This is a genomic window from Roseovarius bejariae, assembly GCF_009669325.1.
GTDB lineage: Bacteria > Pseudomonadota > Alphaproteobacteria > Rhodobacterales > Rhodobacteraceae > Roseovarius > Roseovarius bejariae.
Genome location: NZ_SZWE01000001.1, coordinates 1,798,138 through 1,822,368, shown reverse-complemented (window position 1 = coordinate 1,822,368; position 24,231 = coordinate 1,798,138). Strand labels below are relative to the sequence as shown.

Here is a 24,231-nt window from a genome sequence, read left to right as displayed (position 1 = left end):
CGGATGTCGCAGGGCATTGGTGCATGATCAAAACAGAAAGTGGCTTTCATCAAGATCGCCTGCGGAAAGCCCTTCCACGAAGATCAGGTTGTTCCCGAAATCCAGCCACAGACCGCTTCTTCCCTCGTGGGGTCCTTCGGTCGGCTCAAGCTTGCCAATCGGATCGTTCCCCAAAGGCAGCCCGACCAGCCGCAGGTAATCTTCCCCTGGGTCGAAGTCGGTAATCATATCTGTGCCGCTTGAGAAGAAATTGTTGAAAAAGAACACATCCGCACCGAGCCCCCCTGTGAGGGTGTCGTTACCATGCGCACCGTTCAATGTATCGTTTCCCTCTTCACCGTATAACACGTCGTCGCCATCAGCTCCGCCCAAAGAGTCGCTGCCCAGGCCGCCCCACAAACTGTCATTATCTTCCCCGGCCCCAAGAACGTCATTCCCGGTGTCGCCATACAACTCATCCCGGCCCTCTCCGCCACCGAGAGAGTCATTCCCGTCACCGCCGTAGACCCAATCATCATCGTAACTCCCGGCCAGCTTGTCATCGCCGGTATTGCCACGCACGATGTCATTGCCCCAGCCGCCGGAAAACCAATCGTCACCGGGGCCTGCGTCCATCGTATCATTCTGATCACCGCCGCCCGCAAGATCATGGCCTTCGCCGCCGAAGATCAGATCGAAACCATCGCTTCCTCCCAGTTGATCATTACCATCATCACCATAAATCGTGTCGTTCCCCGCTTTGCCCGGGATGTTGTCATCGCCCGGCCCTCCGCGCACGAGGTCTGAACCCGAACCTGCCACAAGCGAGTCGTTCCCGGCACCGCCTTCGATCGTATCCTCCCCCGCGTCAGCTCTTATGAAATCGTTACCGGTCCCCCCGACCATGCTGTCTGGCCCGTCACTACCTGAAAGGATACGGCCCGGTTCTGGCTGCGGTTCTGGTTGCGGCTCGGGTTCAGGTGGCGGATCGGGATTGGGCTCCGGTTCCGGTGTCGGCTCGGGGTCGGGCCTTGGCTCTGGCTCCTGCAAGGGGGCCAAAATTACGCTGAAGTGATCCGCACCAAACCGCAGCCACGACGCAACCTGTTCGGCTTCAAGCGGGCTTTCATTTCCGCTCTGCAATTCCAACGCTTCCTGCCCATAGCGCAGCAGCGCGCCGGTTGCGGTTTGGGTCACTTCGATCTGATCCGCTGAACGGAGTAAGGGCCAAGCCGACAGATCAAGCAGATCCTCGCCAGCGGTGAAATCGGTGATCACGTCGCGGGCCCTGTCGGCCCGCATCACAAAGGTATCCTGACCTTGCCCGCCCGTCAGCGTATCGACCCCATCCCCATCACTGATCAGGTCGTCGCCGCCTCCCGCGCCGACCCGGCCTGAGCCGCCATTCAGGGACAAAAGGTCATTGCCGATGGTGCCGCTCAAATTACCCGAGGCCGTGCTACGCACCTCGCCCAACTCTCCGAGATCGTAGCGGAACTGGCTCAGCCCGGCATCGGCACTGCCCGTTGTCAGAATCTCAAGGTCGCCATCGCGGATCAGCATTTTTAAGGCACTAACATTGCCCAATGCGCTTATCTGGCTATCGGCAAGGCTATCAAGATGCACCAACCGTCCCGCTTGGGTCAGGGTGAACAGGCTCAGTCCGTCGTCGCGTCCGCTGACCACAACAAAGGCCTGCCCTTCATGGTCGACGACGGATAGTGTCGCCGCGTCGCGAAACCTTGTATGCCGCGTATCGATCGCGTGGTCGGTGACCTCCAATGTGCCATCCTCGGCGATGCGCATGACGCTCAGGCTGGAGGTGCCAGCGGCGGCTGCGATGAGGAAGGGCTGGCTGCCCACATGCACCATGTCCAGGGCGGTTATGGCCTGTACGGGAAGGCTTTGGTTGCGGCCGAGTTGGGTGATTTCGGTCAGGGAGGCGTCGTCGTTGACGCGCCAGGCGCTGATGCCGTGTTCACTGGACGATCCGGCGTAGAGATAGGCCTGCCCGCCGATGTTGATGGCGGCCATGTCGGCGATCCGATCGAGGTAGCGCCCATCCTGATCGGGGGTTAAGACACTGTCAGATAACAGATTTTCCCCGTTCAGGCGAAAGCCCGTGATGCCACTTCCCGAGGCCGGAGCGGCGAAGAGGAGGGGGGTGCCACTGGAGGTTTCCAGGGCCATGAGAGAGGTAGCATCGCCTTGGTGGGCGGTGTTTCCGAGATAGGTCAGCGTGGCGCTGTGATGGCCCAGTTGCCAGTCTTCAAACACCTGCCCGAGCTGGATTTCTTCAATGCTTCCAGTACCATAGCTACCCAGATCAAGGGTCAGCAAATCGCCGCTGCCCAGCACCCGCATCGCGCCCGCCTGTGGCCCCGTGGGGGTGAGATCGAACACCTGCGATTCCCCGTAACCCCAATTAATCAAAGTGATTTTCGGGGTCGGGCCACTGTTGGTGTGGGTGAAGGTGACCACGGGCGAGGGGGTTTCCAACCCGCGATCAAAAACCGTTGCCACATGATTGATTTGTCCCGCCATGACCAGACACCCACAAAGTTCCACCTGCCTAAAGGCTTGCAAACAAAGGCGGAAATGGGCGGGGAGGCTTTATGGCAACCCGGTGTCCTTTGGCTAGAATTTAGCGAAAATCAGCAGCCAAACCGCGCCCACAACAACGCCCGGCCCGCAGGGGTGCAAAACGTACGAGTCGTACGTTTTGTACGCGAGTTTCGTACGAAACTCGGAGATTTGAAGGGGGCGGATAGGTCGGGGCCGACCTCGCCCCGAAAAGCCGAAAAACCCCTGTCGGTATCACGTCGGTATTTTGTCGGTATCCCGTCGGTGGGGTTTGGGGGGTGTGTACGGGGGTTGCGCGGACGTGGAGGGATTTGGACTGGGAGCGGAGCTTCGCAGCGACTTGCTCCAACGGGGGCTATGCTCAGAGAGTTGCTTATTCGAAAAATGTAACAGCGTGACTGGTCCGGCTGGCAATGTTGGGTGCTGCCGGGCTGAAACTGACCTTGGACCATCGCCCTGCACTCGGCGACACCATTCTTTTCCGAAGACCTGTCTGAGGATTGTTTCGACCAGATATGTGAGGAACGACAGGTCACGAAATTCAGCCGAGGCCGCCTCATGCGAATATAGGAAGTACTCTCTGGCCGCAGGAATGAGGCACTGGATACATCGACCTTTTCTTACGCCATGCGTTAGCTTATCGGGACAGACATGGAACGCCAGTAAAGCGATTTTGTGGGCAAAGTGGGGCCAACGAAGGCGCCCACCGTTTTTAGGTCCGATTGATTAGAAAGGTGTAACACACTAAGCACATGCAAAATATCGTTTGATTTTCTTTGGGGTATGTATTGAGCGGCAAACACCGTTGCGGACACGTAAGAACGCAGCTGCGTTCATGTCTGCGTGTGGGGCAATTTGCTTTTCTATAATCCCGCGTTCCAAACTCTTGGCTGCGACAATTGTGCAGTTCCGATAAACAACCCAAGATTTGTGCCGCACAAAATCATGTTCATGCGGCAAAAGAATACAAGTGTCGTCGCAGAGACTATTGGTCCAAGAAGCAACCGGGACGATCAAATTGTTCCCGTCATCGTCTGTATCGTTACAGACTACGTGGAGATGCTTCCTGTCGGGATCATGCGAAGGACCAGAGGGTATGAGAAGCGTTCCCGCACGGTAAATTGGCATCCAAACTTAGAGACTCTTAACAAGATGTTTCGCGTAGCCTAAACTTTTCACAGTGTCGGCCTGTGCGTTTGCTTCCTCAATGGCAAGCGAATGCATCATGCGCTCTAAGGGAATCTCAAACGATGAATTGCCTGGGTCTTCCCATTCGGGAATGTTATCTGAATCATGAGTCCAGTCGCGCAAAGCCCAAGTGTCCATTGGACCGAACTTTTCCCAAACTGAATCAAGAACCTGAATCTCAGCTTCGCTCAATTCGTCCAAATCGTCTTCAGTCAAATCCGACCGAGAAAGCCCAACGCGATGCTTTGAGCGATCACTTAGAAATTCGGACCATCCGCAAGTCGTCGGATCATATTCTCCATTAATGAAAGAATATGTAGACGAATTCACAGGACCGTGCTTCATCGAAACTCGAGACTCATCTTGAATCGGAAAACCTGACCGAGCGGTGCTTTCGCGGTCCGCAAGATACACCAACTTAACCGCTTTCACGACGTGAAGCGGTTGCCCTCCATTTTTCATGGAAAAATATGCAATGGTCTGCGCAGCTTTGCGCGGATCATACGACATGGTTGGTTTCCTTGAGCCTCTGGTCGATTAATTATATGGCACTGTGCGGTATATTTAGCAAGTTTCCCTAAGAAATCGTGAACAGGTTACTGCCCACTGTGGCATCTAGATCGGAGACTTGTTAGGCGCGGCGATCAGCACGGATGTCCGCAAAGGCCTGTTTATGACTAAAGAACATACCTCGACAAATCCGCCGATTTCATAAGCTCGCCCAGGTTCTCCTCGACAAAGCCCGCGTCCACCGTCACGCCTTCGCCGGCGCGGTCGGGGGCGGTGAAGCTTAGTTCCTCGAACACCCGTTCCATGACGGTATAGAGCCGCCGGGCGCCGATGTTTTCAACGGTCTGGTTGACCTCCGCCGCGATGCGGGCGAGCGCCGCGATGCCGTCTTGGGTGAAGTCAACCGTCACCTCCTCGGTCCCCATGAGCGCGGTGTATTGGCGGGTGAGGGCGTTGTCGGTTTCGGTCAGGATGCGCACGAAATCTTCTTCGGTCAGGGCGCGCAACTCGACCCGGATGGGCAGGCGGCCTTGCAGTTCGGGCAGAAGGTCGGAGGGTTTGGCGATGTGGAAGGCACCCGAGGCGATGAACAGGATATGATCGGTTTTCACCGGGCCGTGCTTGGTTGACACGGTGGTGCCTTCGATCAGCGGCAGCAGGTCGCGCTGCACCCCCTCGCGGGAGACATCGCCGCCGCGGGCCTCGGATTTGGCGCAGACCTTGTCGATCTCGTCCAGGAAGACGATGCCGTTCTGTTCGACCGAGTCCAGCGCGGCCTTGTTGACGGTTTCATCATCAAGCAGCTTGTCGGCCTCTTCGCTGATCAACAGTTCATAACTTTCGGCGACGGTGAGTTTCTTGCGGGTGGTGCGCCCGCCGAAGGCCTTGCCGAAGAGATCGCCCAAGTTCATCATCCCCATCTGGGAGCCGGGTTGGCCGGGGATGTCCATCATGCCCATGGGGTTGGAATTGTCGGCGACGTCGAGTTCGATCACCGTGTCATCAAGCAGCCCGTCGCGGAGCTTCTTGCGGAACATTTCGCGCGTGGTGTCGCGGGCGTCTTCGCCGGCGATGGCCTCGATCACCCGGTCCTCGGCGTTCTGGTGGGCGGAGGCTTTGACATCCTCGCGCATGTAGTCGCGGGTTTGGGCGATGGCGGTATCCACCAGATCGCGGATGATCTGTTCGACGTCGCGGCCGACATAGCCGACCTCGGTGAACTTGGTGGCCTCGACCTTGATGAAGGGGGCGCGGGCGAGTTTCGCCAGACGGCGGGAGATTTCGGTTTTGCCGACGCCGGTGGGGCCGATCATCAGGATGTTCTTCGGGTAGACTTCCTCGCGCAGGTCATCGGAGAGTTGCTTGCGGCGCCAGCGGTTGCGCAGGGCGACGGCGGTGGCGCGCTTGGCGTCCTTCTGGCCGATGATGAAACGGTCGAGTTCGCTGACGATTTCGCGGGGGGTCAGGTCGGTCATTTGGAAATGCTTTCTACGGTCAGGTTGCCGTTGGTGTAGACGCAGATATCGGCGGCGATGGCCATGGCGTCGCGGGCGATCTGTTCGGCGGTGCGGTCGCTGTCCATCATGCCGCGGGCGGCGGCGAGGGCGTAGTTGCCGCCCGAGCCGATGGCGGTGCAGTTGTGTTCGGGTTCCAGCACGTCGCCCGCGCCGGTGATGACGTAGATCTGATCACCGTCGGTAACGATCAGCATCGCCTCGAGCTTTTGCAGGTATTTGTCGGTGCGCCAGTCCTTGGCGAGTTCGACAGAGGCGCGTTGCAACTGGCCGGGGGTGGATTCGAGTTTCGCCTCAAGCCGCTCCAGCAGGGTGAAGGCATCGGCGGTGGAGCCTGCGAAGCCTGCGACCACGTCATAGCCGCCCGGCGAGATGCGGCGGACCTTGCGGGCGGTGCCCTTGATCACGGTTTGGCCGAGGCTGACTTGACCGTCGCCCGCGATGACCACCTCGCCGCCTTTTTTCACACCGATGATGGTGGTGCCGTGCCAGCCGGGGAATTCGTTGCTCATTGTCCGCCTCCGCTTTGGTTCGTGCCTATATGGAAGGCTGTGGCGCGTGGTGCAAGGGTTCACCCCAGAAGGTCACGCGCGATGCGGTGAAAGATGCCTGTTCCGGTGGGGATCAGATCATCGGGAAAATCGTAATCGGGGTTATGCAGGGCCGCGTGGCCGTGGCCCGCACCCAGAAACAGCATGGCGGCGCGGGCGTTATGGCCGAAGCGCCCGAAATCCTCGGACGGGCGCCAGGGCAGGCCGGTGGCGTCATGCGGGATGTTGAGCGCATCGAGTGCGGCGGTGGCGATGGCCGTGGCCTCTGCGTCGTTCTCGCTGTGCAGGAAGACGTCGTGGAAGGCGTGAGTGAAGCCAAGGCCGTGCGGCTCACAAGCGGTTTTCAGCAAGGTTAGACCCTGTTCACACAGATCGGCCATGCGATCATCGGTAAGCGTGCGCAGGGTCACGAAAAGCCGTGCATCACCCGGGGCGATGCCGAAGGCGGGTTCGCCCATTTGCGCATGTGTCACGGTGACCAGTGCGAAATCGGGGTCTTGCGTAGTGCCGTGGCTGAGGGCGGTCATCTCTGGCATGACCTGAGCCAGCGCCGCCATGGGGGAAATCCCTGTTTCGGGTTGCGAGGCATGAGCGGAGCGGCCCGTGAACTGTACCTCAAGACCACGCGAGGCACAGGTGACCGGCCCGGAGGTCAGCGCCACATGCCCGAGTGGCAGACCGGGGGTGTTATGCAGCGCAAAGGCAAAATCCGGTTGAACAGGGTCGAATTTGGCGTCTTCCAGAACCGCCTTGGCCCCGGCGCCGGTTTCCTCGGCCGGTTGGAAGAGGAGAACAACGCGCCCCCGCGCGGGGCGTTGCCGCGACAAGAGCCGGGCAAGCCCCATGAGGATTGCCATGTGCCCGTCATGGCCGCAAAGGTGCCCGACCCCGTCGATCAGGGAGCGATGGGCGGGCGTTCCTGTCTCGTAGATCGGCAAGGCATCGAGTTCGCAGCGGAAAAGCACGGTGGGGCCGTCCTTGGACCCGTCGAACACCGCCGCCACACCATGCCCGCCCAGATCGGTGATCAGGGTATCGGGCGACAGCGGCGCGAATTCCTGCACGATGCGCTGGGCGGTTTGCGCCTCGTTCCCCGACACCTCGGGGTGGCGGTGCAGATCGTGGCGCAGGGCGATCAGGTCGATGATATCGGAATTGGTGAGGGTCATGTGCCATTTGTCGCGTGGTGAGGGGGAAAAGGGAAGGGGCTGTTTAATTGAGCAACACTCCTTCTCCGTCCCGCCCGGGCTTGCCCCGGGCCGCGCCCGACCCTCCCCCCGGGAGGGCGCATGGGTACCGTTGCGTGTCGAACCATGGTTTTGCGTAAGGCGGGGGTTTTCAATTGAATTAGCCGTAGTGAGCGCCCACCCAGGGTCGGGCGCGTCCCTTGTCAAACCGTTTAGGCCCAGCGGCAAAAGAAAAGGGCCGCCCGCAGGCAGCCCTTTCGAAACCTATGCGCGGATCGCTTAGATGCTTTCTTCGATCCAGCTTTGCAGCGCGGCCTTGGGAGCGGCGCCGGTCTTGTTGGACACCACTTCGCCGTTCTTGAAGATGAACAGCGCGGGAATACCACGGATGCCCATTTGCACGGCGGCGTTGGGGTTGCTGTCGACATCGATCTTGGCAACCTTGACCTTGCCGTTCATTTCGGCGGCAATTTCTTCCAGGGCCGGGCCGATCTGTTTACAGGGGCCGCACCATTCGGCCCAGAAATCCACCACAACGGGGATATCGGAATTACGGACTTCGGCGTCGAAGGTATCGTCGGTTACGGCAACGGTGGCCATTGGCTTTCTCCTGACAGGGGTGTGCGTTTGATTGGCAACCTATGTAGACCTGCGGGAAGCGTCAAGCGATGGTCGTATCCCTGAGTGCTTTGGTCACAAGATCGTGCGGCAGGGGCATGAGGGCTGCGTTGCGGGTCCAAAGAAGGGCCGTCTGGATGTCGCGGCCCGGGTAGATCGCGGCAAGCGCGTGGGCATAGGCCCCCATTTGCCGCAAAAGGCCGTCCGGGCAGGTTTCAGGGCTGTCGGGAACGACGGTGTTGGTCTTGAAATCCACCGCGAGCACCCGGTCGGGCGTGACGATAAGCGCGTCGATGATGCCGTGAATGCGGCGGTTTTGCAGAGCCTCGATATTGGCGCTGATTGGCACCTCGGCCAGCACGTCGGGAGCGAAGAGATGCGCCAGATCTGGCTTTGTCAAAACGCCCTGCGCCTCGCTCAATAGTGCGTCCAATTCCGCGCCCTCGGCAGCGTCGGGGCCATTGGCAAGGATGCGGGCGGCGGTGTCGGGCCAGCTATCTGGTGCGACCGTGGGCAAGATTTCCAGCAGGAGGTGGATTTGCCGCCCGCGGCGCTTGGCGGCCTCTTCTTCCAGGCCTTCACCGGGAAGGGCCTTGGCCCCGCCCAGTTCGGAGGGCTTGAGGGTGTCCAAAGCCGCGGCCCCGCCGGGGGCGGGTTTGTTGAAATACCCGGGCAGGGCGGGGGGGCCATCCGGGGTTTTACCGGCCGCCTCGTGCGTGGGTCTCATCGCCCAATCGCCGTGTTCCAAGCGCAGCGCGCCATCGCCCTCGGTTGGGTGCGGCGCGGCACCCGTGGCCTCAAGCGCGGTGCGCACCTTGTCGTGCCATGTGTCTCCAGTCTTGCCCAAATCGCCCGCTGCGGCCACGATCAGCCATTTCTCGGCCCGCGTTATGGCGACGTAAAGCAGGCGGTCGCGTTCGGCGATCTGGGCGGCCTTTGCCCGCTCGACCACCTCGCGGATCACTTGGGGCGCGTCATCGGCGCCGGTTTTCCAAAGCGCGGTGCCCTTATGGTCAAGGATCTGGTCCTTGATGTCATTCTTGCGCTGGCCGGTGTCGGGCAGGATGACGATGGGGGCCTCCAGCCCCTTGGCGCCATGGACGGTCATCACCCGGATACGGTTGCCGGCGCTGTCCATCTGGCGCTTGATCTCAAGATCATCGGTTTCCAGCCAGACAAGGAAGCCCGTGAGGCTATCGACCGCGCGTTGTTCATAGGCCATGGCCTGTGACAGCAGGGCGTCGATGCCATCCTCGGCCTCAACCCCCAGCCGGGCAAGCAGTTTGCGGCGGCCATCGTGGCGGGTGAGGATGCGTTGCAGAAGGTCATATGGCCGAAGGTAATCGGCCTGTTTGCGCAGGTCATCGAGAATGGCGGTGGTTTCGGGGAACTCCGCCGCCCGGTCGCGCAGTTCGGCGGAGAGGTATTTTTGCGCGCGGCCATGGGCGAGGTTGTATAGCTGCGCCTCGCTCCAGCCGAACAGCGGGGAGCGCAGGGCGGTGGCCAGTGCAAGGCTGTCTTCGGGCGTGGAAAGATAAGACAGCAGCGCGCCAAGGTCACGCACTGCCATTTCCGCCCCCACCTTGAGGCGGTCGGCCCCGGCGATGGGCAGGTTTTGATCCTTGCACTCGCGGATGATCTCGTGAAACAGCGCGCTGCGGCGTTGCACGAGGATCAAAAAATCGCCCGGTTGGGCGGGGGCCATGCCGCCCTTGCCATCGGGGATCGGGGTGTTGTCGTCGATCATCTGGCGGATCGTGCGGGCGATTTTGCGCGCCAGAAGGATCGCCGGATCATTGGGTGCCTTGGTATCGACGGGCAGGTACCACTCGGGCTGGTCTTCCTTGTCAGGTTTTTCGATCACCGGCCAGAGATCGACCCGGCCCGGCATGTCGGATTTGAAGGATTTGTGACCCTGATCCGGCGCAAAACCGCTTTGTTCGGCATTGGCAAAGGTTTGATCGACCAGGGACAGGACCGCATTGGACGAGCGGAAGGAATACTCCATTCCCAGCACGCTGAGCGGGGTGTTGGTGGATTTCAGGCGATTGGCGAACTCGTCTTTCATCCGGTCGAATTCGCGCGGGTCGGCCCCTTGAAAGGAATAGATCGATTGTTTCTTGTCACCCACCACGAAAATCGTCCGGGGGACATCGGCGCGCGCGCCTTCGCCGCTGGTGAATTCCTGTGCCAGCCGCTCGATCACCTGCCATTGCACGGGGCTGGTATCCTGCGCCTCGTCGACAAGGATATGGTCGATTCCGCCGTCGAGCCGATACAGCACCCAGGCCGCGACATCGGGATTGGTGAGCAGGTCACGGGTGCGCAGGATCAGATCGTCGAAATCCAGAAGGCCGCGGCGAAGTTTGGCCTTTTCGTAGGCTTTCAAAAAGATGGCGGCGAAATCGTGCAGGGCGCGGGTTTTGCGCATCGCACCGAGGGCCAAGCGCCGGTCACGGGCAGATTCGACGCGGGCCATCCAATCTTCGATCTGCGGCATGATCGGGGTAAGGTTTTCGCGGCACGGTTTGGTTGGGAAAGAGCCTATCTTGGCCGTAAAGGCTTTTGCCCCTGACTTGAACAGGAATAGTCCTTCAAGTTCGGCCAGAGCCGACAGGTCGAACTGTGTTATCTCGCGCAGACTTTTGGCCGCTTTCTGGTCGTTAGAACTACTGGCTTCAAGCGCGGGGATCAATTGATCCAGTAGCGCCTGTTCGCTGCCGAGGAACACGTCGGACAGCAGGGAAGTTTCGCTCAGATCGGCGGGCACGGCGAACACCTGCGCCAACTTGGCATCGCTGACAGGGGCTTGCAGGGCGGTTCCGTGCCGCACGATTTCCGCGGTCAGCTTATCCAGATCATCGCCGGTATAGTGCCGCGCGAGGGCATAAAGCACCCCGGCCTCCGGCCCCTCGGCAATCTCCTCGACGATCTCGGCGCGCAGCAGGCTGGCGGTGCGATCGTCCATCTCGGTGAACTGCGGTGTGACGCCCGCCTCCAAGGGAAAGCGGCGCAGGAGCGAGGAGCAGAAGGAGTGGATCGTCTGGATCTTCAACCCGCCGGGGGTTTCGATGGCGCAGGCGAACAACCGCCGCGCCTTGCGCAGGGTTTCGGGGCCAAGGTCCCGCTCGACCCCAAGCTTTTCCAGTTCCGCCCGCAAGGCATCATCCGGCAGCATCGCCCAGCCGCCCAAGCGGTTGAACAGGCGGTTCTGCATCTCGCTGGCGGCGGCCTTGGTGTAGGTCAGGCACAGGATATGCTGCGGATCGACATCATCGAGCAAAAGCCGCGCCACCCGGTCGGTCAGCACCCGTGTCTTGCCCGAGCCGGCATTGGCCGACAGCCAGGTCGAGCGGTCGGGGCGGGCGGCGTCCACCTGTCGTTGGCTGGCGTCGTCGCGTTGGATCATGTCACCGGCTCCTCATCCGGGTCATCGGTGATGTCCCATTCCCCGAAGCGCGCCAATTGATCGTAATTGCCGGCCATGTCCTTGGTGAACATCGCGCGGCGTGACGGAAAGCTTTTGGTTTCGTCCAGATAGGCGGCAATCAGGGCTTCGAACTCCTGCCAGACTTTCTCGACCGGCTCTTCGGCCAGGGGGGCCTCAACCTCCTTCGGGGTGGTGTTGAGGCTAAGGTAATAGGCCCCGGCGACGGGATTGGGCGCCAGTTGGCCAAAGCCCGATTGTTCGGCCATCGCGGCCTCAAGCAGAAGCTGTTTGTCGAAATGGGTTTGCTGATCTTTCGTAGGGGCGGCGCCGGTCTTGTAATCGTAGATATAAAGCTGACCGGTCTCGTCCATGTCGATGCGGTCTGCTGTGCCGGTGAGGGTAAAACCAAGCGAGGGCAACTCGGCACTTCCTTTTTCCTCGAACAGGGTGGGATTGGCACGGGCACGGCGGGTGGATTCCGTGTCCAGTATCCAATCCGCCACCCGCTCCATCCGCGCCAGCCACATGGCGCGCACCTCGGGCCATGGGACGTTTTGGGCAAGAATAGTCTCACTTTGTGCAATCAGGTGATCGCGGGTCAGCAGGCCGGGATCATTCAAAGTATCCCTGATGAACTCTTCCAGAACCTTGTGCAGGACCGTGCCGCGCAACAGGGCGTCGGGTGCTTTCATCAGCGGATCGAGCGGGCGCAGACCCAGCACATGCTTGGCATAGATGGCGTAAGGGTCGCGGATCAGGGTCTTGATCTCGGTCACCGAAAGCTTCCGGGGCCGCGCCGTGGCCGGGGGGATTGGCGCGGGGCGCGTGGCCGGTGTGACCTGCCCCGGGTCTTCGAGTTGTTCGGCCAGCGATAGCCAATGCTGCCCACGGGCACGCATGGCGGCGAGGGCCTCCTTGCCGCCGCGATCAGGGAGGCCATCAAGAAGGTTTTGCAGGCGGTTGAGCCAGCGGGAGACCACGGTTTCGGCATCGTCCGAGCGGATGGCGCGCGTCATCCAGACCTCGGGCGCAGAGGCGGCCTGTTGAAAATCATGCGCCGAAAGGCCGATGCGCCGTTCCGGCAGCAAAAGCCCCGCCTCGTTACGCAGTTTACGATTGAGCCACGGGTCGGGCTTGGGCGCTTCGGGCCAGCTTCCTTCGTTCAGTCCGGCAAGGATCAGCAGGTCGGCCCCCTGAACACGGGCCTCCAACGTGCCCCAGATGCGGATATACGGGTGCGGCGTGTCGGGGTTGCGCACCTCGCCCCGGTTCAGGACGGCAGTGAAAAGGTTGGCGTAATCCGGGGCATTGAGCGCGCCGCCATGTTTGGCATTGTCCCGCAATTCGGTGACGGCCTTGAGGGCTTCGCGCCCGGCCTCCTTATCCCAAAGCGTGCCCGCGCCGTCCCCATCCGGGCCTTGCGCGATGCGTTCGGCCAGCGCGATATGATCGGTCACGAGTTGGGTCAGGGGTTTGGAGGATGACAGTTCTTTGTCGCAAAAACAGTCTCGAATCCAAGCCACCCAACCGGCGGCTTCCGGCTCTTTCCGGGCGGCGGCCCAAGTGCTGAGGCTTTCGGCATCAGGGAAAGGGGGGCCGTAGCGGCGCAGGTGCAACTCCAACTCCCGCGTCAGGCGCAGGTGCGGGCCGCGATCAACGCCGGTGTGGGTCAGCGGATGTTTGAGAAGGGTCAGAAGCGAGTCCGCCGTCAGGCGGTTGCGCATCAAGTCGGCCACATGGCGCAGGAAGCGGCCCGGCACCGAAAGTTGCAGCGGCATCCCGGCGGAATCGTCGGGGATGATGCCCCAGCGGTCCAGAAGTGCCGTGACCTGCCGGGTCAGCGTCCGGTCAGGGGTGATCAGGGCCGCCGCCGTCTGATCTTCGGCGGCCTTGCGCAGGCGCATGGCGATGGTCAGCGCCTCCTGCCGGGTGGAGTCGGCCTCAAGCAGCGTGACATTGGCCATGGCCTTGGTCAGATCGGGCAGGTTTGGCCCGTCGCGCAGCCATTGATCGGTCACTGGCGCGGGGCGCAGGGCAAGCGAGATCACCTTGTTGCGCTCCGGGCTGACGGGTCTGGAGGCCCAGGGCCATGGGGCCACGTCGCGCGGGTGGCCGCCCAACTGCGCCATGAACTGGGCAAAGCGGTATTGCGGGTGATCCTCGGACGTCAGCGGGGTTTCCAGCGTTTCCCAGACCTCCTCGGGCATATCCGCGTCAAAGCCGGGGAAAACGATGGCCCCCTGCGGAAGCCGCGCCACCGCCTGCATCAACATCTGCGTCGCCCCGCGTGAGCCGGTGGAACCCGCGATGATCACAGGATGATCGGGGGGCGTTTCGGCCCATTGGGCGATCAATCGTTCGATCACCATCCGCTGTCGGGTTTCCACGTCGGGTTCGGCCTGGCCCGTGTCGAAATAGGGTCTGACAATGCCCAAAAACGCCTTGATCCGCTCCCAATGGCCGGACTGATCGGTGATGTCCAAATCCTCGATCACCTCGGGCGGCACGCCTTCGCCATGCATTTCGTCCATCAGGGCGGCAAGGCTGTCGGACAGGTCGTAAAGCGCGGCGCGTGGGGCCAGATCGGGGGACTGATCCAGCAGGCGCTCAACGGTTGTCAAAAGCTCCAGTCGCCGCTGAAGGGGTGGCACCGCATCGGGCAGGTCGGCCATGGCCCAATCCTCGCCCAGATCGGTGACCAGCGAGATGCGCGGCAACAGGAGCGCCGGACCCTGATCGAACATTTCGCGGATTCGCCGCGCCATGCGGCGGGTGTTGACGATCAGGTGGACCCGCGCCAGCGCCTCGGGCGGGTGGCGTTCATGCAGCGCCAAAAGCCCATCGACCAGCGCTTTGGGGAAATCCACGCCAAGCGGCACGCCGAAAACGCGGGGGGCATCGGTTGGGTCAAACATGGGGGTATCCAAGCATCTCTTCGGCCAGCGCGATACCCTCGGGGTGGCCCACGTCGCACCATTTGCCCGGGTAGGGCGCGGCATAGAGGCGGCCCGCCTCAAGCATCCGGTTCCAGAGGAGGTTGAGTGAGAAAATATCCTCCTCGATGTCCTGCAAAAGATCGGTTTTCAGGATTTGCAGGCCGGAATAGACATGCCCCGGCCCGCGCGTGGCGCGGCCCTCCGCGTCGATCACGAAATCGCCCGCGCCCTTGTGGCCCACCGCGTTTTCCCGCGGCAGGCAAAGAAGGAGGGCATCCATTCGGGCCGGGTTCCATGCCGTGGCCAGTTCATCAAGCGGGTTCGGCCCTTGCCAAACCGCGTCGGTGTTCATGGTAAAAACCGGCCCGTTGCCCAGTAGCGGCAGCGCGGCGCGCAGGCCCCCGCCGGTGTCCAGGATGTCAGGGGTTTCATGAGAAAACCGAACGTCGCTGCCGTGCAGGTGGTCGATCAGGGGTTGGGGTTTGTAATGCAGGTTGGCGACCACGGTTGGCACGCCATGCGCCCGTACCTGCTCTAACGCGTGATCGATGAGCGGCTTGCCCGCCACCTCGACCATGGGTTTGGGCCGCTCGGCTGTGAGAGCGCCCATACGGGTGCCGAACCCGGCGGCGAATAGCATCAGGGCGTTGGGTGTGTCGCGCATTGGTCTTTCAGCCTTTGAAGAATGGCGGGGTCGGGGGCGGGCAGGTCGCCCTTTACGAGGCCCGCCACATCGGCAAGCGACGGGTCCTCGAGATTGCGCATCAGGTGGCCCCAAACGCGCGGGATCAGGTCAACATAATGCGCTTTGCCGTCGCGGATGCAAAGCCGGGCGAAGACGCCGACGATCCGCAGGTTTCGCTGTGCGCCCAGCCGGTTGTAGTCGGCGCGGAACGGCACGAGGTCCAGCCCGGTTTTCTCGACGTAGCGCGCGATCATCGCCTCTTCGACCGCGGGGGGCACATCGCGCCGGGCATCTTGCAGGAGCGAGACCAGATCATAGGCCCGGTGGCCACGCATGGCGTCCTGGAAATCCAGAAGGCCGACACGCGCCACCCCGGCCCGATCCGGCAGCCATAGCAGGTTTTCGGCGTGATAGTCGCGCTGGATCAGAACCTCGTGTGCCGCGGTCAACCCTTCAAGCGTGGCCTGCATGGCGGCGGCGAACTCTGACCGGGCGCTGGGCACTTCGCCTGTTGCACCCTTGGCGTACCAGTCGAAAGCCAGCGCCGCGAGGTCGGCCATCAGCGGGGGGTCATAAGCTGCCAATCCGGTGGGGGGCGGGGCCCTGTGCAGATGCACCAAAAGGTCAGTTGCGGCGGAATAGAGCCTGTTTTCGCATGTCGGGTCGCGGGGAATGACCCGCGCAAACAGGTCATCGCCCAGATCCTCCAGCAGCAAAAACCCCTGCGCCGTGTCGCGGGCCAGAATGCGGGGCGCGCTCAGGCCCTGCGCGGTGAGGTATTCGGCAATCTGGATGAACGGTGCGGTATCCTCGCCCTTTTCGCGGGGGGCATCCATCAAGACGGCGCTGCCGTGCTCGGGGTGGTCCAAGCGCAGGTAGCGCCGGTTCGAAGCATCGCCCGCCAGTGGGGCCAGCGATGCACCCTGCCAATCGGTCTGGTCGATGAAATCGCGGATCAGGCTATCGCGATCAGGCATTGCAAATGTCCTTTATACGGTCCGCCCATGTCCCGCCGGACCATTCGAAGGTGAGTGTGCGGGTGTCATCGCCTGTCGGTGCGTCAAGGCGTAGCGTCAGGGCATCAGGTGGCGCCAGATCCCCTAGGCGGTCGGGCCATTCCACAAGGCAAATCGCGGTTTCAAAGGCTTCAAGCAGGCCCAATTCCTCGATCTCGGTGATGTCCGTCAGGCGATAGAGGTCAGAATGCCATATCTCGCCGTGGCGGCCCGGGTAGGTTTGCACCAGCGTATAGGTGGGCGAGGGGACATCCTCGGGCACCTCTTGAAGTGCCTGTATCAGGCAGCGTGCAAAATGGGTTTTGCCCGCGCCAACCTCACCCTCAAGCAGCAGGCAATCGCCAGGGGCCAGACGCGGGCCAAGCGCCTGCGCAAGGGCGCAGGTTTCCTCGGGGCTTCGGGTGCTGATTTGGGCGCTGTGGCAAGACATGCCGCGACAGTACACGCGCGGTCCCCGCCTGCAAGGGGTCAGGCGTGCGCGGGCGTTGGTTGGCTTTTGGAGGAGGCGGCAAGGCGCTTGACCAACAGCATCTTGGAGCCGCCGGAAAGCGACTGCACCCGGCATTCAAGACAGTGCCCGGCACGGCCTTGCAGTGTCCATTTCTCATTCAATGCCGATTGCTCCGTGATGAGTTTCTCCTCGACCGCCGTCCAATCGGCATCGCCCAAAGGGGTGTCTTTATAGGCCTTGATGATGTCGGCCACGCTGAAATCAGCAAAACTGCTATCGGGGTCGATCCCCAGAAAATCCGCGCAGCGTTGATTGCAGAACATCAACAGGTTGCGGGAATCGAAGACGGTGATCGCCTCGTCCAGTTCGTCCATGACCAGTTGCCGCAGGTCGAGTTGCGCGCGAAAGCGTCGCTTGATCGATATCTCGTCGGTGATGTCCTCGATCAGGAAGGCCACCGCGCCGTCGGGGTGCGGGCGGCCGGTGATCCGATAGGTCAGGCCCGAGGGCAGGGCCCAGTTTTCCTGATACAACCCGTCACTGGCGCTTTCGATCATGTCCAGGATGTGTTTTCGCCATTTCGGGTAACTGCGCGGCTCGGGCATCACCTGCCGGTCGCGCAGCCCGTCGAAAAAACTCATGACATGGGGGCGGGCCGTCAGGAAGGCGGCAGGCAGGGCCGTCAGGTCAAGAAGCGCGGGATTGAACAGGGCGAGTTCCTTATTTCGGTCAAAGACGGCAAGCCCGGTGGTCAGGTTGGCAAAGGTCTTGGTCAGGGTCTGAACGAATTTGCGCTGGGCGTTTTCGGCCCGGACAAGGCCGGTCACCTCGGTCACGTACAGCGCAGATCCAGCCCCCTGCCGGGCTGTCAACATTTCGAAACAACGCCCTGCGTCCGGGTCCTTGATCCGGGTGACCTGACCGTCGGTGGCCTCATTGTCGGTGGCTTCGGTGAGCGCCTGTTGCGCGACGCTCTCGGGGAGGGCCGTCCACGCTGTATTGTGCCAGGTGTTTCGCCCCTCGGTGTCGGTCATGCAGATGGCACAGGGGGCATCGCGTAGCGCTTCGACCTGTTCGGTCTGAGCCTGACCTTCGGTGATGTTGACAAGGCTGTCCCATGCGGTGAGCCTTTGGGCTGTCTGAAGGCGCAGGCGGCTGTCGGCCCCATCACGATGACAAATCAGGTGCATACCGTGTGCCTCGTTCTGGACGCTAAACCGGGTCTCGCTGCCGTTTCGCAGATCGGAGAGGGTTTCGGGGAGCGCGGGAAACACGGCCTGAAGCCTTGTGCGCAGCCCGTCCCAACGGCTCAACCGGTCCAAAGTGCCGTCGCCGGTGGGGGGTGATCCGACGTCCAGATCGACAAGCTGGTCGTTGCGATAGAGGAAGAAGGCGTCTCCTTCATGGGTCGAGTCCTGTGTTGCGCTGCGGGCCGGACGCGAAATCACGACCCCCGCAAGCCACAGCACGAGAAGCGCCGAGGTGATCGCCGCCCCCATCAGGATCAGGATTTGGATCGGTGTGATGGCGTCCATCGGGCCCCCTTGGCGAACTTCGGGGCCAGAATGGTGCAAAATTGGTTAATCGGGGGTTAACCCGACCGAGATTTCAGTCGCGGATCTGGAGGTTTTCACCCATCGGCGCGCGGTCGCTGCGCGGTTCGGCCTCCATTACGGCGCGTGGCCAACTGACCTCGACAAAGGCGCCGGTGCGTTCGGCCAGGTCAGATTGCCGTTTGAAACTGTCCGAGCCATTGGCAAAGCTGAGGTCCGCGCCAGACCGTTCCAGAAGCGTTTTGGCGATGAACAGGCCAAGGCCCATCCCTTCGTATTCCGGCCGTCGGGTATCGGTGGTGTTGCTACGGCGACGCACGAAGGGGTCACCGATACGGCCCAAAACATGCGGCGGGTATCCCCGCCCATCGTCCATGATGCGCACGACGATCCGGTCCTCGGTCCAGCGGCTTTCGACCCAGACGGTCTCGCGGGCGAAATCCACGGCATTCTGTACAAGGTTGCGCAGCCCGTGGATCACATCGGGACGGCGCAGCACTGTGGGCGGCTCCCCGTCGCTTTCGGTGCCGTGTTCGAACAGAATGACCTTGCCGCGCTCAACATGTGGCTCAGCAGCCTCTTCGACAACGGCGGTCAGGGGGGCGCGGCGTAGCATCTGGTCGCTTTTGCCCGCCCGCCCCATGGAGCGCAGGATGTCGCGGCAGCGGTCCGCCTGTTCCCGGATCAACAAGGCGTCCTCGCGCAGGTCCGCGTTATCGGCCAGATCCTCGGCCAGTTCCGAACTGGTCAGCTTGATGGTGGCCAGGGGCGTGCCCAGCTCATGCGCCGCCGCCGCCACCACACCGCCCAGATCGGTCAGCTTCTGTTCCCGTGCCAGCGCCATTTGCGTTGCCTGTAACGCGTCGGACATCGAATGCATTTCCGACACGATCCACCGCGAATAGACCCCGAGGAAGATCACCGCGATGACGATCGCCGCCCAGTTGCCGAATACGAAAATCTGCGGGATTTGCAGGATGAACCCCTGCTCGGTGCGCAGCGGCAGGTATAGCTGCGTCAAAAGCGAGACGATCAGGATCGCCATCATGCCCAGGAACATCGTCGAGCGTGAGGACAAAGCCGAGGCCGAGACGATCACCGGCCCCACGATCAGGATCGAGAACGGGTTGTTCAGGCCCCCTGTGAGATACAGCATCAAGCCCAGTTGCAGCATGTCGAACAACACGACAAGCAGGGTCTCGGTCTCGGACAGGCGCTTGTTTTCGGGGTAGATGAACGAGGCCACGAGGTTGGAAATCACCGCAACCCCGACGGCCATGTAACACAGCCCGATTTCAAGGTTCAGGTTGTAAAGCCGCTGCGCCACGACCAGCGCCGTGATCTGCCCGATAATCGCCCACCACCGCAACAGGATCAGCGTGCGAAGCCTGATCCAGTTGCCCTGACTGGGCGATTTGAACATATCCATGGAAGAGTCGGACATCTGCGCGTTTCCGTCCCGTTGCAACTTTGGCACCCGGTGTTAGATGTGCCACAGGACGGGCATCTTGCCTAGCTTCACAGGGGAATTTTCATGACTCGTAACATCGCGATTGCCGCCGTTGTGGCCATTCTGGCCCTGCTGGGCGGGGTTTACTACCTGACCATCGGCAGCGCGCCGGACGATCAGTTTGCCCAATGCCGCAAAGGCAAGGTTGCCGGTGGCACATCGCAGATCGGCGGCCCCTTCACCCTTGTCAGTGAAACCGGGGAAACCGTCACCGACAAGGACGTCATTGACAAACCGTCGTTGATTTACTTTGGCTACACCTTCTGCCCCGATGTCTGCCCCCTCGACAACTATCGCAATGCGCAGGCCATCGAGATTCTCGAAGAGCGCGACCAGATCGTGAAGCCGGTTTTCATCTCGATCGACCCGGCGCGCGACACCCCCGAGGTTCTGGCCGAGTTTACCGATAACCTGCACCCCCGGATGCTGGGCCTGACGGGGTCGGAGGAACAGGTGAAGGCCGCCAGCCGTGCCTATCGGACATTCTATGAAAAACAGGCCCCCGCCGAGGGCGCCGAGGATTATTATCTCGTGGATCATACCACGATGACCTACCTCACCCTGCCCGAACACGGGTTCGTGGAGTTCTTCAATCGTACGCTCAGCCCCGAACAAATGGCTGATCGTGTTGAATGTTTCCTTGAGGCCATGTGACAGCCGCGTTCGTTTGACGCACTCACAATGGCAGGCTAGAACTACTCTAAAGCTGCGCGTGCAGGAATGGAGGAGCGACTGAATGTCCGAAAATACGCAGGACCTTGGTGAAGATCGGTCGCTTCTTCTGGTCGATGATGACGAACCCTTCCTGCGGCGTCTGGCCAAGGCCATGGAAAAGCGTGGCTTCGAGGTGGAAACCGCCGGGTCTGTTGCCGCTGGAACCGCCATCGCCACGGCCCGCCCGCCTGCCTTCGCGGTGTGCGACCTGCGGCTTGAGGATGGCAATGGCCTCGATGTGGTCGAGGTAATCCGCGAAAAACGCCCCGACAGCCGGATCGTGGTCCTCACGGGGTATGGCGCGATTGCCACCGCCGTGGCTGCCGTCAAGATCGGGGCCACCGATTACCTGTCGAAACCCGCCGATGCCACGGATATCACCAACGCCCTTTTGGCCGGGGCCGATGAACTGCCTCCGCCCCCGGAAAACCCGATGAGCGCCGACCGCGTGCGTTGGGAACATATCCAGCGGGTTTACGAGCTTTGTGACCGCAACGTCAGCGAAACCGCCCGCCGGTTGAACATGCACCGCCGGACCCTGCAACGCATCTTGGCAAAGCGCAGCCCACGGTAAGACGGCTTCGCGTTGTGGCGACGGTCGGACGCCTCCGGCGGGAGTATTTTGGGAAAGATGAAGTTCGGTGCGCTTTAGAGATCGAAGCGTTTTGATACCTTGCCCACAAGCTGTCCATCGTCAAGCCGCTGTTCGGGGTGGCGGGCGTACTCCTCGAACCCCCGGCTTTGGTAGTAGGCCAGCCCGCCGGTATTATGGGCGCGGATCGTGGCATTGATCCACTGGTAGCCCAGCGCGCGGGCCGCCGCCCTAGTGGTTTCGAACAGCCTTGAGCCGATGCCAAGGCCCGTCGTGCCGAGCTTCACGAAAGTTGCGATGTCGCAGGCCTCGGGTGGCAGTTAGGGTTTTGGCTTGGCATATTGAAAGCCAAGCAGCGCACCCGCCTCATCCTCGGCTACATGCCACAGCGACTTGGGAGGGGCTTGCTCAAACCATTCTACGATCGTGTCGCCTGTGATCTCCTCGGTGAGTGCTGTGCTACCGCCCTTGCGGATGATGGTATTCAGCAACTCGGCCATCTGGCGGGCATCCATCACCCCGGCCTGACGGATATGGATCACCCGATTTCTTCCAACAGGGCATTGTGCCGTGCAACGTAGTCATGGCGCGTCTCAAGCGGCGGGCGCAAGACGATGTGCAACCCCTCGATCACGTCAGCCACGGGACGGCCAAAGAACTTGTCGGCCTCTTGCGTTGTAAACCCGGCGATCTGCGTGGCTTCCATCCATGCGCTGATCCTGTCGGCCTTCTTGATCTGTTTTTTCACCTGCACCGGGATGGTGGCGGGCAGGCCGAAGCGGATGTGAATCGCCGCCGTCAGGCGCTTGTCCAGCTCGTCATAATCCGGGCCGACGGCGGATTTCACCGGGCTGATCATGTCACCGATCACGTATTCCGGCGCATCGTGCAGCAACGCGGCCAGTTTCCACTCGGCTGGGGCCTTGGGATTGAGCCGGGTAAACAGCCGCTCCACCAACAGGGAATGTTCGGCCACCGAATAGGCATAGTCCCCCAGGGTCTGCCCGTTCCAGCGCGCAACGAAGCTCAGACCATGGGCGATATCCTCGATCTCGATGTCCACCGGGGTTGGGTCCAGCAGGTCAAGCCGCCTGCCGGACAGCATTTTTTGCCATGCACGGGGTTGTTTCATCGTGACCTCTTTGTCGCGCTGTGTCGGCGGTGTGGCTCTGGCGTTGCCGAAGATACTGACCGGTGCTATCTGCACGGCAAGTATACAGATTGCAAGGAGCCACCCGGATGGCAAAGGACTATATCGTCAAAGACATCAGCCTCGCGGATTATGGACGCAAGGAATTGGATATCGCCGAAACCGAAATGCCGGGCCTGATGGCCCTGCGTGAGGAATACGGTGCCGAACAGCCCTTGAAAGGCGCGCGCATCGTCGGCTCACTTCATATGACGATCCAGACCGCCGTTCTGATCGAAACGCTGGTGGCACTGGGTGCCGATGTGCGCTGGGCCTCGTGCAACATTTTCTCGACCCAAGACCATGCGGCTGCCGCGATTGCCGCGGGCGGCACGCCGGTTTTCGCGATCAAGGGCCAGACGCTGGAAGAGCATTGGGATTACCTTGATAAATCCTTCCTGTTCGAGGATGGCCCGAACATGATCCTCGACGATGGCGGCGACGCCACGCTGTATATCCTGCTGGGCGCACGCGCCGAGGCGGGCGAGGATATCATCCCCGTCCCGTCGTCGGAGGAAGAGGAAGTGATCAAGGCACAGATCCAGAAGCGCATGACGGAAAGCCCCGGTTGGTTCACCAAGGTGCGCGACCAGATCAAGGGCGTGTCCGAGGAAACCACCACCGGCGTCAATCGCCTGTATCAACTGGTGCGCGACGGCCTTTTGCCCTTCCCGGCGATCAACGTGAACGACAGCGTCACCAAGTCGAAGTTCGACAACAAGTATGGCTGTAAAGAAAGCCTTGTTGATGGCATCCGCCGCGCCACCGACACCATGATGGCCGGCAAGGTTGCCGTTGTCATGGGCTATGGCGACGTGGGCAAGGGCAGCGCCGCATCGCTGCGCGGTGCCGGTGCCCGTGTGAAAGTGACCGAGGTTGACCCGATCTGCGCCCTTCAGGCGGCGATGGACGGGTTCGAGGTTGTCCTGCTGGAAGACGTGGTCGCATCGGCGGATATTTTCATCACCACCACCGGCAACAAGGACGTGATCCGCATCGAGCATATGCGCGAGATGAAGGACATGGCCATCGTCGGCAACATCGGCCACTTCGACAACGAAATCCAGGTGGCCAGCCTGAAGAACCACAAGTGGACCAACATCAAGGAACAGGTGGACATGATCGAGCTGCCCTCGGGCAACCGGATCATCCTTCTGTCCGAAGGCCGCCTGCTGAACCTTGGCAACGCCACCGGCCACCCGTCCTTCGTGATGTCGGCCAGTTTCACCAACCAGGTTCTGGCGCAGATCGAGCTGTGGCAGCGCAGCGAGAAATACAAGAACGAGGTCTACATCCTGCCCAAGCATCTGGATGAAAAGGTGGCCCGTTTGCACCTTGACCGGATCGGTGTGAAACTGACCCCATTGGACCCTGAGCAAGCGGCCTATATCGGCGTCAAACCCGAAGGCCCCTACAAGCCCGAACACTACCGCTACTGAGCGTTGGGAAAGAAAAATTGGGGCGGTCGCGGTGCGGCCGCCCTTTTTTGTGCCCTATCCATGGGGAGAACCACCCAAGTTTTCCCTTTGTGCGTTCTGAATCTGCCGTTATCGTACCTTTCAGAGCCGTTTTCGTGGCTTGGATTTTAATCATGCACCGGTGGATGGCCGGTTTCAGGTGGGAGAAAAATTATGGGCAAACGCGACGACCTTATCGCACAATACGCTGACGATCTGCGCAACAAATGCGGGATGCAGCCGGATATGGACCTGCTGACCAAGGTCACCATCGGTTGTGGCCCGGCGATCTACAACGCGGATGCAAGCACCGTCGCCGCCGGTCAGCCCGAAGAGCTTGAGACCGTCAAGAACAACTTCCTTATCAAGAAGCTGGGCCTTGCCGACGGTCCGCAACTGATGGATGCCATCAACCAGGTGATCGAAACCTATGGCCGGTCCGAGCGCAACAAGTACCGCGCCGTGGTCTATTACATGCTGACCAAGCACTTCGGCAAAGAGTCGGTCTACGGCTAAGCCGGACCAACAACCAAAAGAAAACGCCCGAGGCCAAAAGCCCCGGGCGTTT

20 protein-coding genes are annotated in these 24,231 nt (G+C 61.3%); 4 read left to right on the top strand and 16 right to left on the bottom strand.

The window, feature by feature from the left end:
- Positions 1–27 precede the first annotated feature (27 nt).
- The 13 genes from FDP25_RS08740 to regB all read right to left on the bottom strand — a co-directional run bounded on the left by FDP25_RS08740 (position 28) and on the right by regB (position 19,645).
- Positions 28–2,523, bottom strand: a complete 2,496-nt coding sequence (locus FDP25_RS08740) for a calcium-binding protein (protein ID WP_154150867.1) — start codon at positions 2,521–2,523, stop codon at positions 28–30.
- A gap of 1,173 nt (positions 2,524–3,696) precedes the next feature.
- Entirely contained in the window at positions 3,697–4,260 is a 564-nt protein-coding gene (locus FDP25_RS08735) for a Panacea domain-containing protein (RefSeq protein ID WP_154150865.1), read from the bottom strand.
- A gap of 167 nt (positions 4,261–4,427) precedes the next feature.
- Positions 4,428–5,735, bottom strand: a complete 1,308-nt coding sequence (gene hslU, locus FDP25_RS08730) for an ATP-dependent protease ATPase subunit HslU (RefSeq protein ID WP_154150863.1) — start codon at positions 5,733–5,735, stop codon at positions 4,428–4,430.
- On the bottom strand, positions 5,732–6,286 hold the full coding sequence (hslV, locus tag FDP25_RS08725; RefSeq protein ID WP_154150861.1) for an ATP-dependent protease subunit HslV: 555 nt from the start codon (positions 6,284–6,286) through the stop codon (positions 5,732–5,734). Before hslV ends, hslU begins: the two co-directional genes overlap by 4 nt.
- Before the next feature lie 59 nt (positions 6,287–6,345).
- Entirely contained in the window at positions 6,346–7,494 is a 1,149-nt protein-coding gene (locus tag FDP25_RS08720; RefSeq protein WP_154150860.1) for an amidohydrolase, read from the bottom strand.
- Positions 7,495–7,791: 297 nt separating this feature from the next.
- A complete protein-coding gene (gene trxA / locus FDP25_RS08715) occupies positions 7,792–8,112 on the bottom strand; it encodes a thioredoxin (protein ID WP_154150858.1) in 321 nt (106 codons plus the stop codon).
- Positions 8,113–8,173: 61 nt separating this feature from the next.
- Positions 8,174–11,539: a double-strand break repair helicase AddA gene (gene addA, locus FDP25_RS08710; protein ID WP_154150856.1), complete on the bottom strand. Its 3,366-nt coding sequence runs from the start codon at positions 11,537–11,539 to the stop codon at positions 8,174–8,176.
- Positions 11,536–14,475: a double-strand break repair protein AddB gene (gene addB / locus FDP25_RS08705; protein ID WP_154150854.1), complete on the bottom strand. Its 2,940-nt coding sequence runs from the start codon at positions 14,473–14,475 to the stop codon at positions 11,536–11,538. The genes addA and addB overlap by 4 nt, the downstream gene beginning before the upstream one ends.
- Complete coding sequence (locus FDP25_RS08700) at positions 14,468–15,160, bottom strand: nucleotidyltransferase family protein (RefSeq protein ID WP_154150852.1); 693 nt, start codon at positions 15,158–15,160, stop codon at positions 14,468–14,470. The genes addB and FDP25_RS08700 overlap by 8 nt, the downstream gene beginning before the upstream one ends.
- Positions 15,136–16,158: an aminoglycoside phosphotransferase family protein gene (locus tag FDP25_RS08695; protein ID WP_154150850.1), complete on the bottom strand. Its 1,023-nt coding sequence runs from the start codon at positions 16,156–16,158 to the stop codon at positions 15,136–15,138. The genes FDP25_RS08700 and FDP25_RS08695 overlap by 25 nt, the downstream gene beginning before the upstream one ends.
- Positions 16,151–16,627, bottom strand: coding sequence for a tRNA (adenosine(37)-N6)-threonylcarbamoyltransferase complex ATPase subunit type 1 TsaE (tsaE, locus tag FDP25_RS08690; RefSeq protein WP_154150848.1), 477 nt, complete (start codon positions 16,625–16,627; stop codon positions 16,151–16,153). The genes FDP25_RS08695 and tsaE overlap by 8 nt, the downstream gene beginning before the upstream one ends.
- Before the next feature lie 38 nt (positions 16,628–16,665).
- Positions 16,666–18,183 (bottom strand): PAS-domain containing protein, encoded by a 1,518-nt coding sequence (locus tag FDP25_RS08685; protein WP_154150846.1) that lies wholly within the window; start codon positions 18,181–18,183, stop codon positions 16,666–16,668.
- 73 nt (positions 18,184–18,256) lie between these two features.
- On the bottom strand, positions 18,257–19,645 hold the full coding sequence (gene regB, locus FDP25_RS08680; RefSeq protein WP_154150844.1) for a sensor histidine kinase RegB: 1,389 nt from the start codon (positions 19,643–19,645) through the stop codon (positions 18,257–18,259).
- A 90-nt stretch (positions 19,646–19,735) separates the two neighbouring features.
- Between regB and FDP25_RS08675 the strand changes: the two genes are divergently transcribed.
- Positions 19,736–20,365, top strand: a complete 630-nt coding sequence (locus FDP25_RS08675) for an SCO family protein (RefSeq protein WP_154150842.1) — start codon at positions 19,736–19,738, stop codon at positions 20,363–20,365.
- An 82-nt stretch (positions 20,366–20,447) separates the two neighbouring features.
- Entirely contained in the window at positions 20,448–20,999 is a 552-nt protein-coding gene (locus tag FDP25_RS08670; protein ID WP_154150840.1) for an ActR/PrrA/RegA family redox response regulator transcription factor, read from the top strand.
- Between the two features lie 74 nt (positions 21,000–21,073).
- Here the strand turns inward: FDP25_RS08670 and FDP25_RS17400 are convergent, their stop codons facing one another.
- From FDP25_RS17400 to FDP25_RS08660, 3 genes are read right to left on the bottom strand one after another with little or no spacing between them, the layout of a single operon-like run.
- Positions 21,074–21,304 (bottom strand): GNAT family N-acetyltransferase, encoded by a 231-nt coding sequence (locus FDP25_RS17400; RefSeq protein WP_343031999.1) that lies wholly within the window; start codon positions 21,302–21,304, stop codon positions 21,074–21,076.
- A gap of 33 nt (positions 21,305–21,337) precedes the next feature.
- Complete coding sequence (locus FDP25_RS17395) at positions 21,338–21,559, bottom strand: GNAT family N-acetyltransferase (protein WP_343031998.1); 222 nt, start codon at positions 21,557–21,559, stop codon at positions 21,338–21,340.
- Positions 21,556–22,149, bottom strand: coding sequence for an HD domain-containing protein (locus FDP25_RS08660; protein WP_154150838.1), 594 nt, complete (start codon positions 22,147–22,149; stop codon positions 21,556–21,558). The genes FDP25_RS17395 and FDP25_RS08660 overlap by 4 nt, the downstream gene beginning before the upstream one ends.
- Positions 22,150–22,256: 107 nt before the next feature.
- Between FDP25_RS08660 and ahcY the strand changes: the two genes are divergently transcribed.
- Positions 22,257–23,645 (top strand): adenosylhomocysteinase, encoded by a 1,389-nt coding sequence (gene ahcY, locus FDP25_RS08655; RefSeq protein ID WP_154150836.1) that lies wholly within the window; start codon positions 22,257–22,259, stop codon positions 23,643–23,645.
- Positions 23,646–23,837: 192 nt separating this feature from the next.
- Positions 23,838–24,179, top strand: a complete 342-nt coding sequence (locus tag FDP25_RS08650; protein WP_154150834.1) for a DUF2853 family protein — start codon at positions 23,838–23,840, stop codon at positions 24,177–24,179.
- Positions 24,180–24,231: the final 52 nt, after the last annotated feature.

Coding starts and splice junctions, on each gene's coding strand:
- FDP25_RS08740 (WP_154150867.1), bottom strand. CDS start 2,523: ATGGCGGGACAAATCAATCATGTGGCAACGGTTTTTGATCGCGGGTTG.
- FDP25_RS08735 (WP_154150865.1), bottom strand. CDS start 4,260: ATGTCGTATGATCCGCGCAAAGCTGCGCAGACCATTGCATATTTTTCC.
- hslU (WP_154150863.1), bottom strand. CDS start 5,735: ATGACCGACCTGACCCCCCGCGAAATCGTCAGCGAACTCGACCGTTTC.
- hslV (WP_154150861.1), bottom strand. CDS start 6,286: ATGAGCAACGAATTCCCCGGCTGGCACGGCACCACCATCATCGGTGTG.
- FDP25_RS08720 (WP_154150860.1), bottom strand. CDS start 7,494: ATGACCCTCACCAATTCCGATATCATCGACCTGATCGCCCTGCGCCAC.
- trxA (WP_154150858.1), bottom strand. CDS start 8,112: ATGGCCACCGTTGCCGTAACCGACGATACCTTCGACGCCGAAGTCCGT.
- addA (WP_154150856.1), bottom strand. CDS start 11,539: ATGATCCAACGCGACGACGCCAGCCAACGACAGGTGGACGCCGCCCGC.
- addB (WP_154150854.1), bottom strand. CDS start 14,475: ATGTTTGACCCAACCGATGCCCCCCGCGTTTTCGGCGTGCCGCTTGGC.
- FDP25_RS08700 (WP_154150852.1), bottom strand. CDS start 15,160: ATGCGCGACACACCCAACGCCCTGATGCTATTCGCCGCCGGGTTCGGC.
- FDP25_RS08695 (WP_154150850.1), bottom strand. CDS start 16,158: ATGCCTGATCGCGATAGCCTGATCCGCGATTTCATCGACCAGACCGAT.
- tsaE (WP_154150848.1), bottom strand. CDS start 16,627: ATGTCTTGCCACAGCGCCCAAATCAGCACCCGAAGCCCCGAGGAAACC.
- FDP25_RS08685 (WP_154150846.1), bottom strand. CDS start 18,183: ATGGACGCCATCACACCGATCCAAATCCTGATCCTGATGGGGGCGGCG.
- regB (WP_154150844.1), bottom strand. CDS start 19,645: ATGTCCGACTCTTCCATGGATATGTTCAAATCGCCCAGTCAGGGCAAC.
- FDP25_RS08675 (WP_154150842.1), top strand. CDS start 19,736: ATGACTCGTAACATCGCGATTGCCGCCGTTGTGGCCATTCTGGCCCTG.
- FDP25_RS08670 (WP_154150840.1), top strand. CDS start 20,448: ATGTCCGAAAATACGCAGGACCTTGGTGAAGATCGGTCGCTTCTTCTG.
- FDP25_RS08660 (WP_154150838.1), bottom strand. CDS start 22,149: ATGAAACAACCCCGTGCATGGCAAAAAATGCTGTCCGGCAGGCGGCTT.
- ahcY (WP_154150836.1), top strand. CDS start 22,257: ATGGCAAAGGACTATATCGTCAAAGACATCAGCCTCGCGGATTATGGA.
- FDP25_RS08650 (WP_154150834.1), top strand. CDS start 23,838: ATGGGCAAACGCGACGACCTTATCGCACAATACGCTGACGATCTGCGC.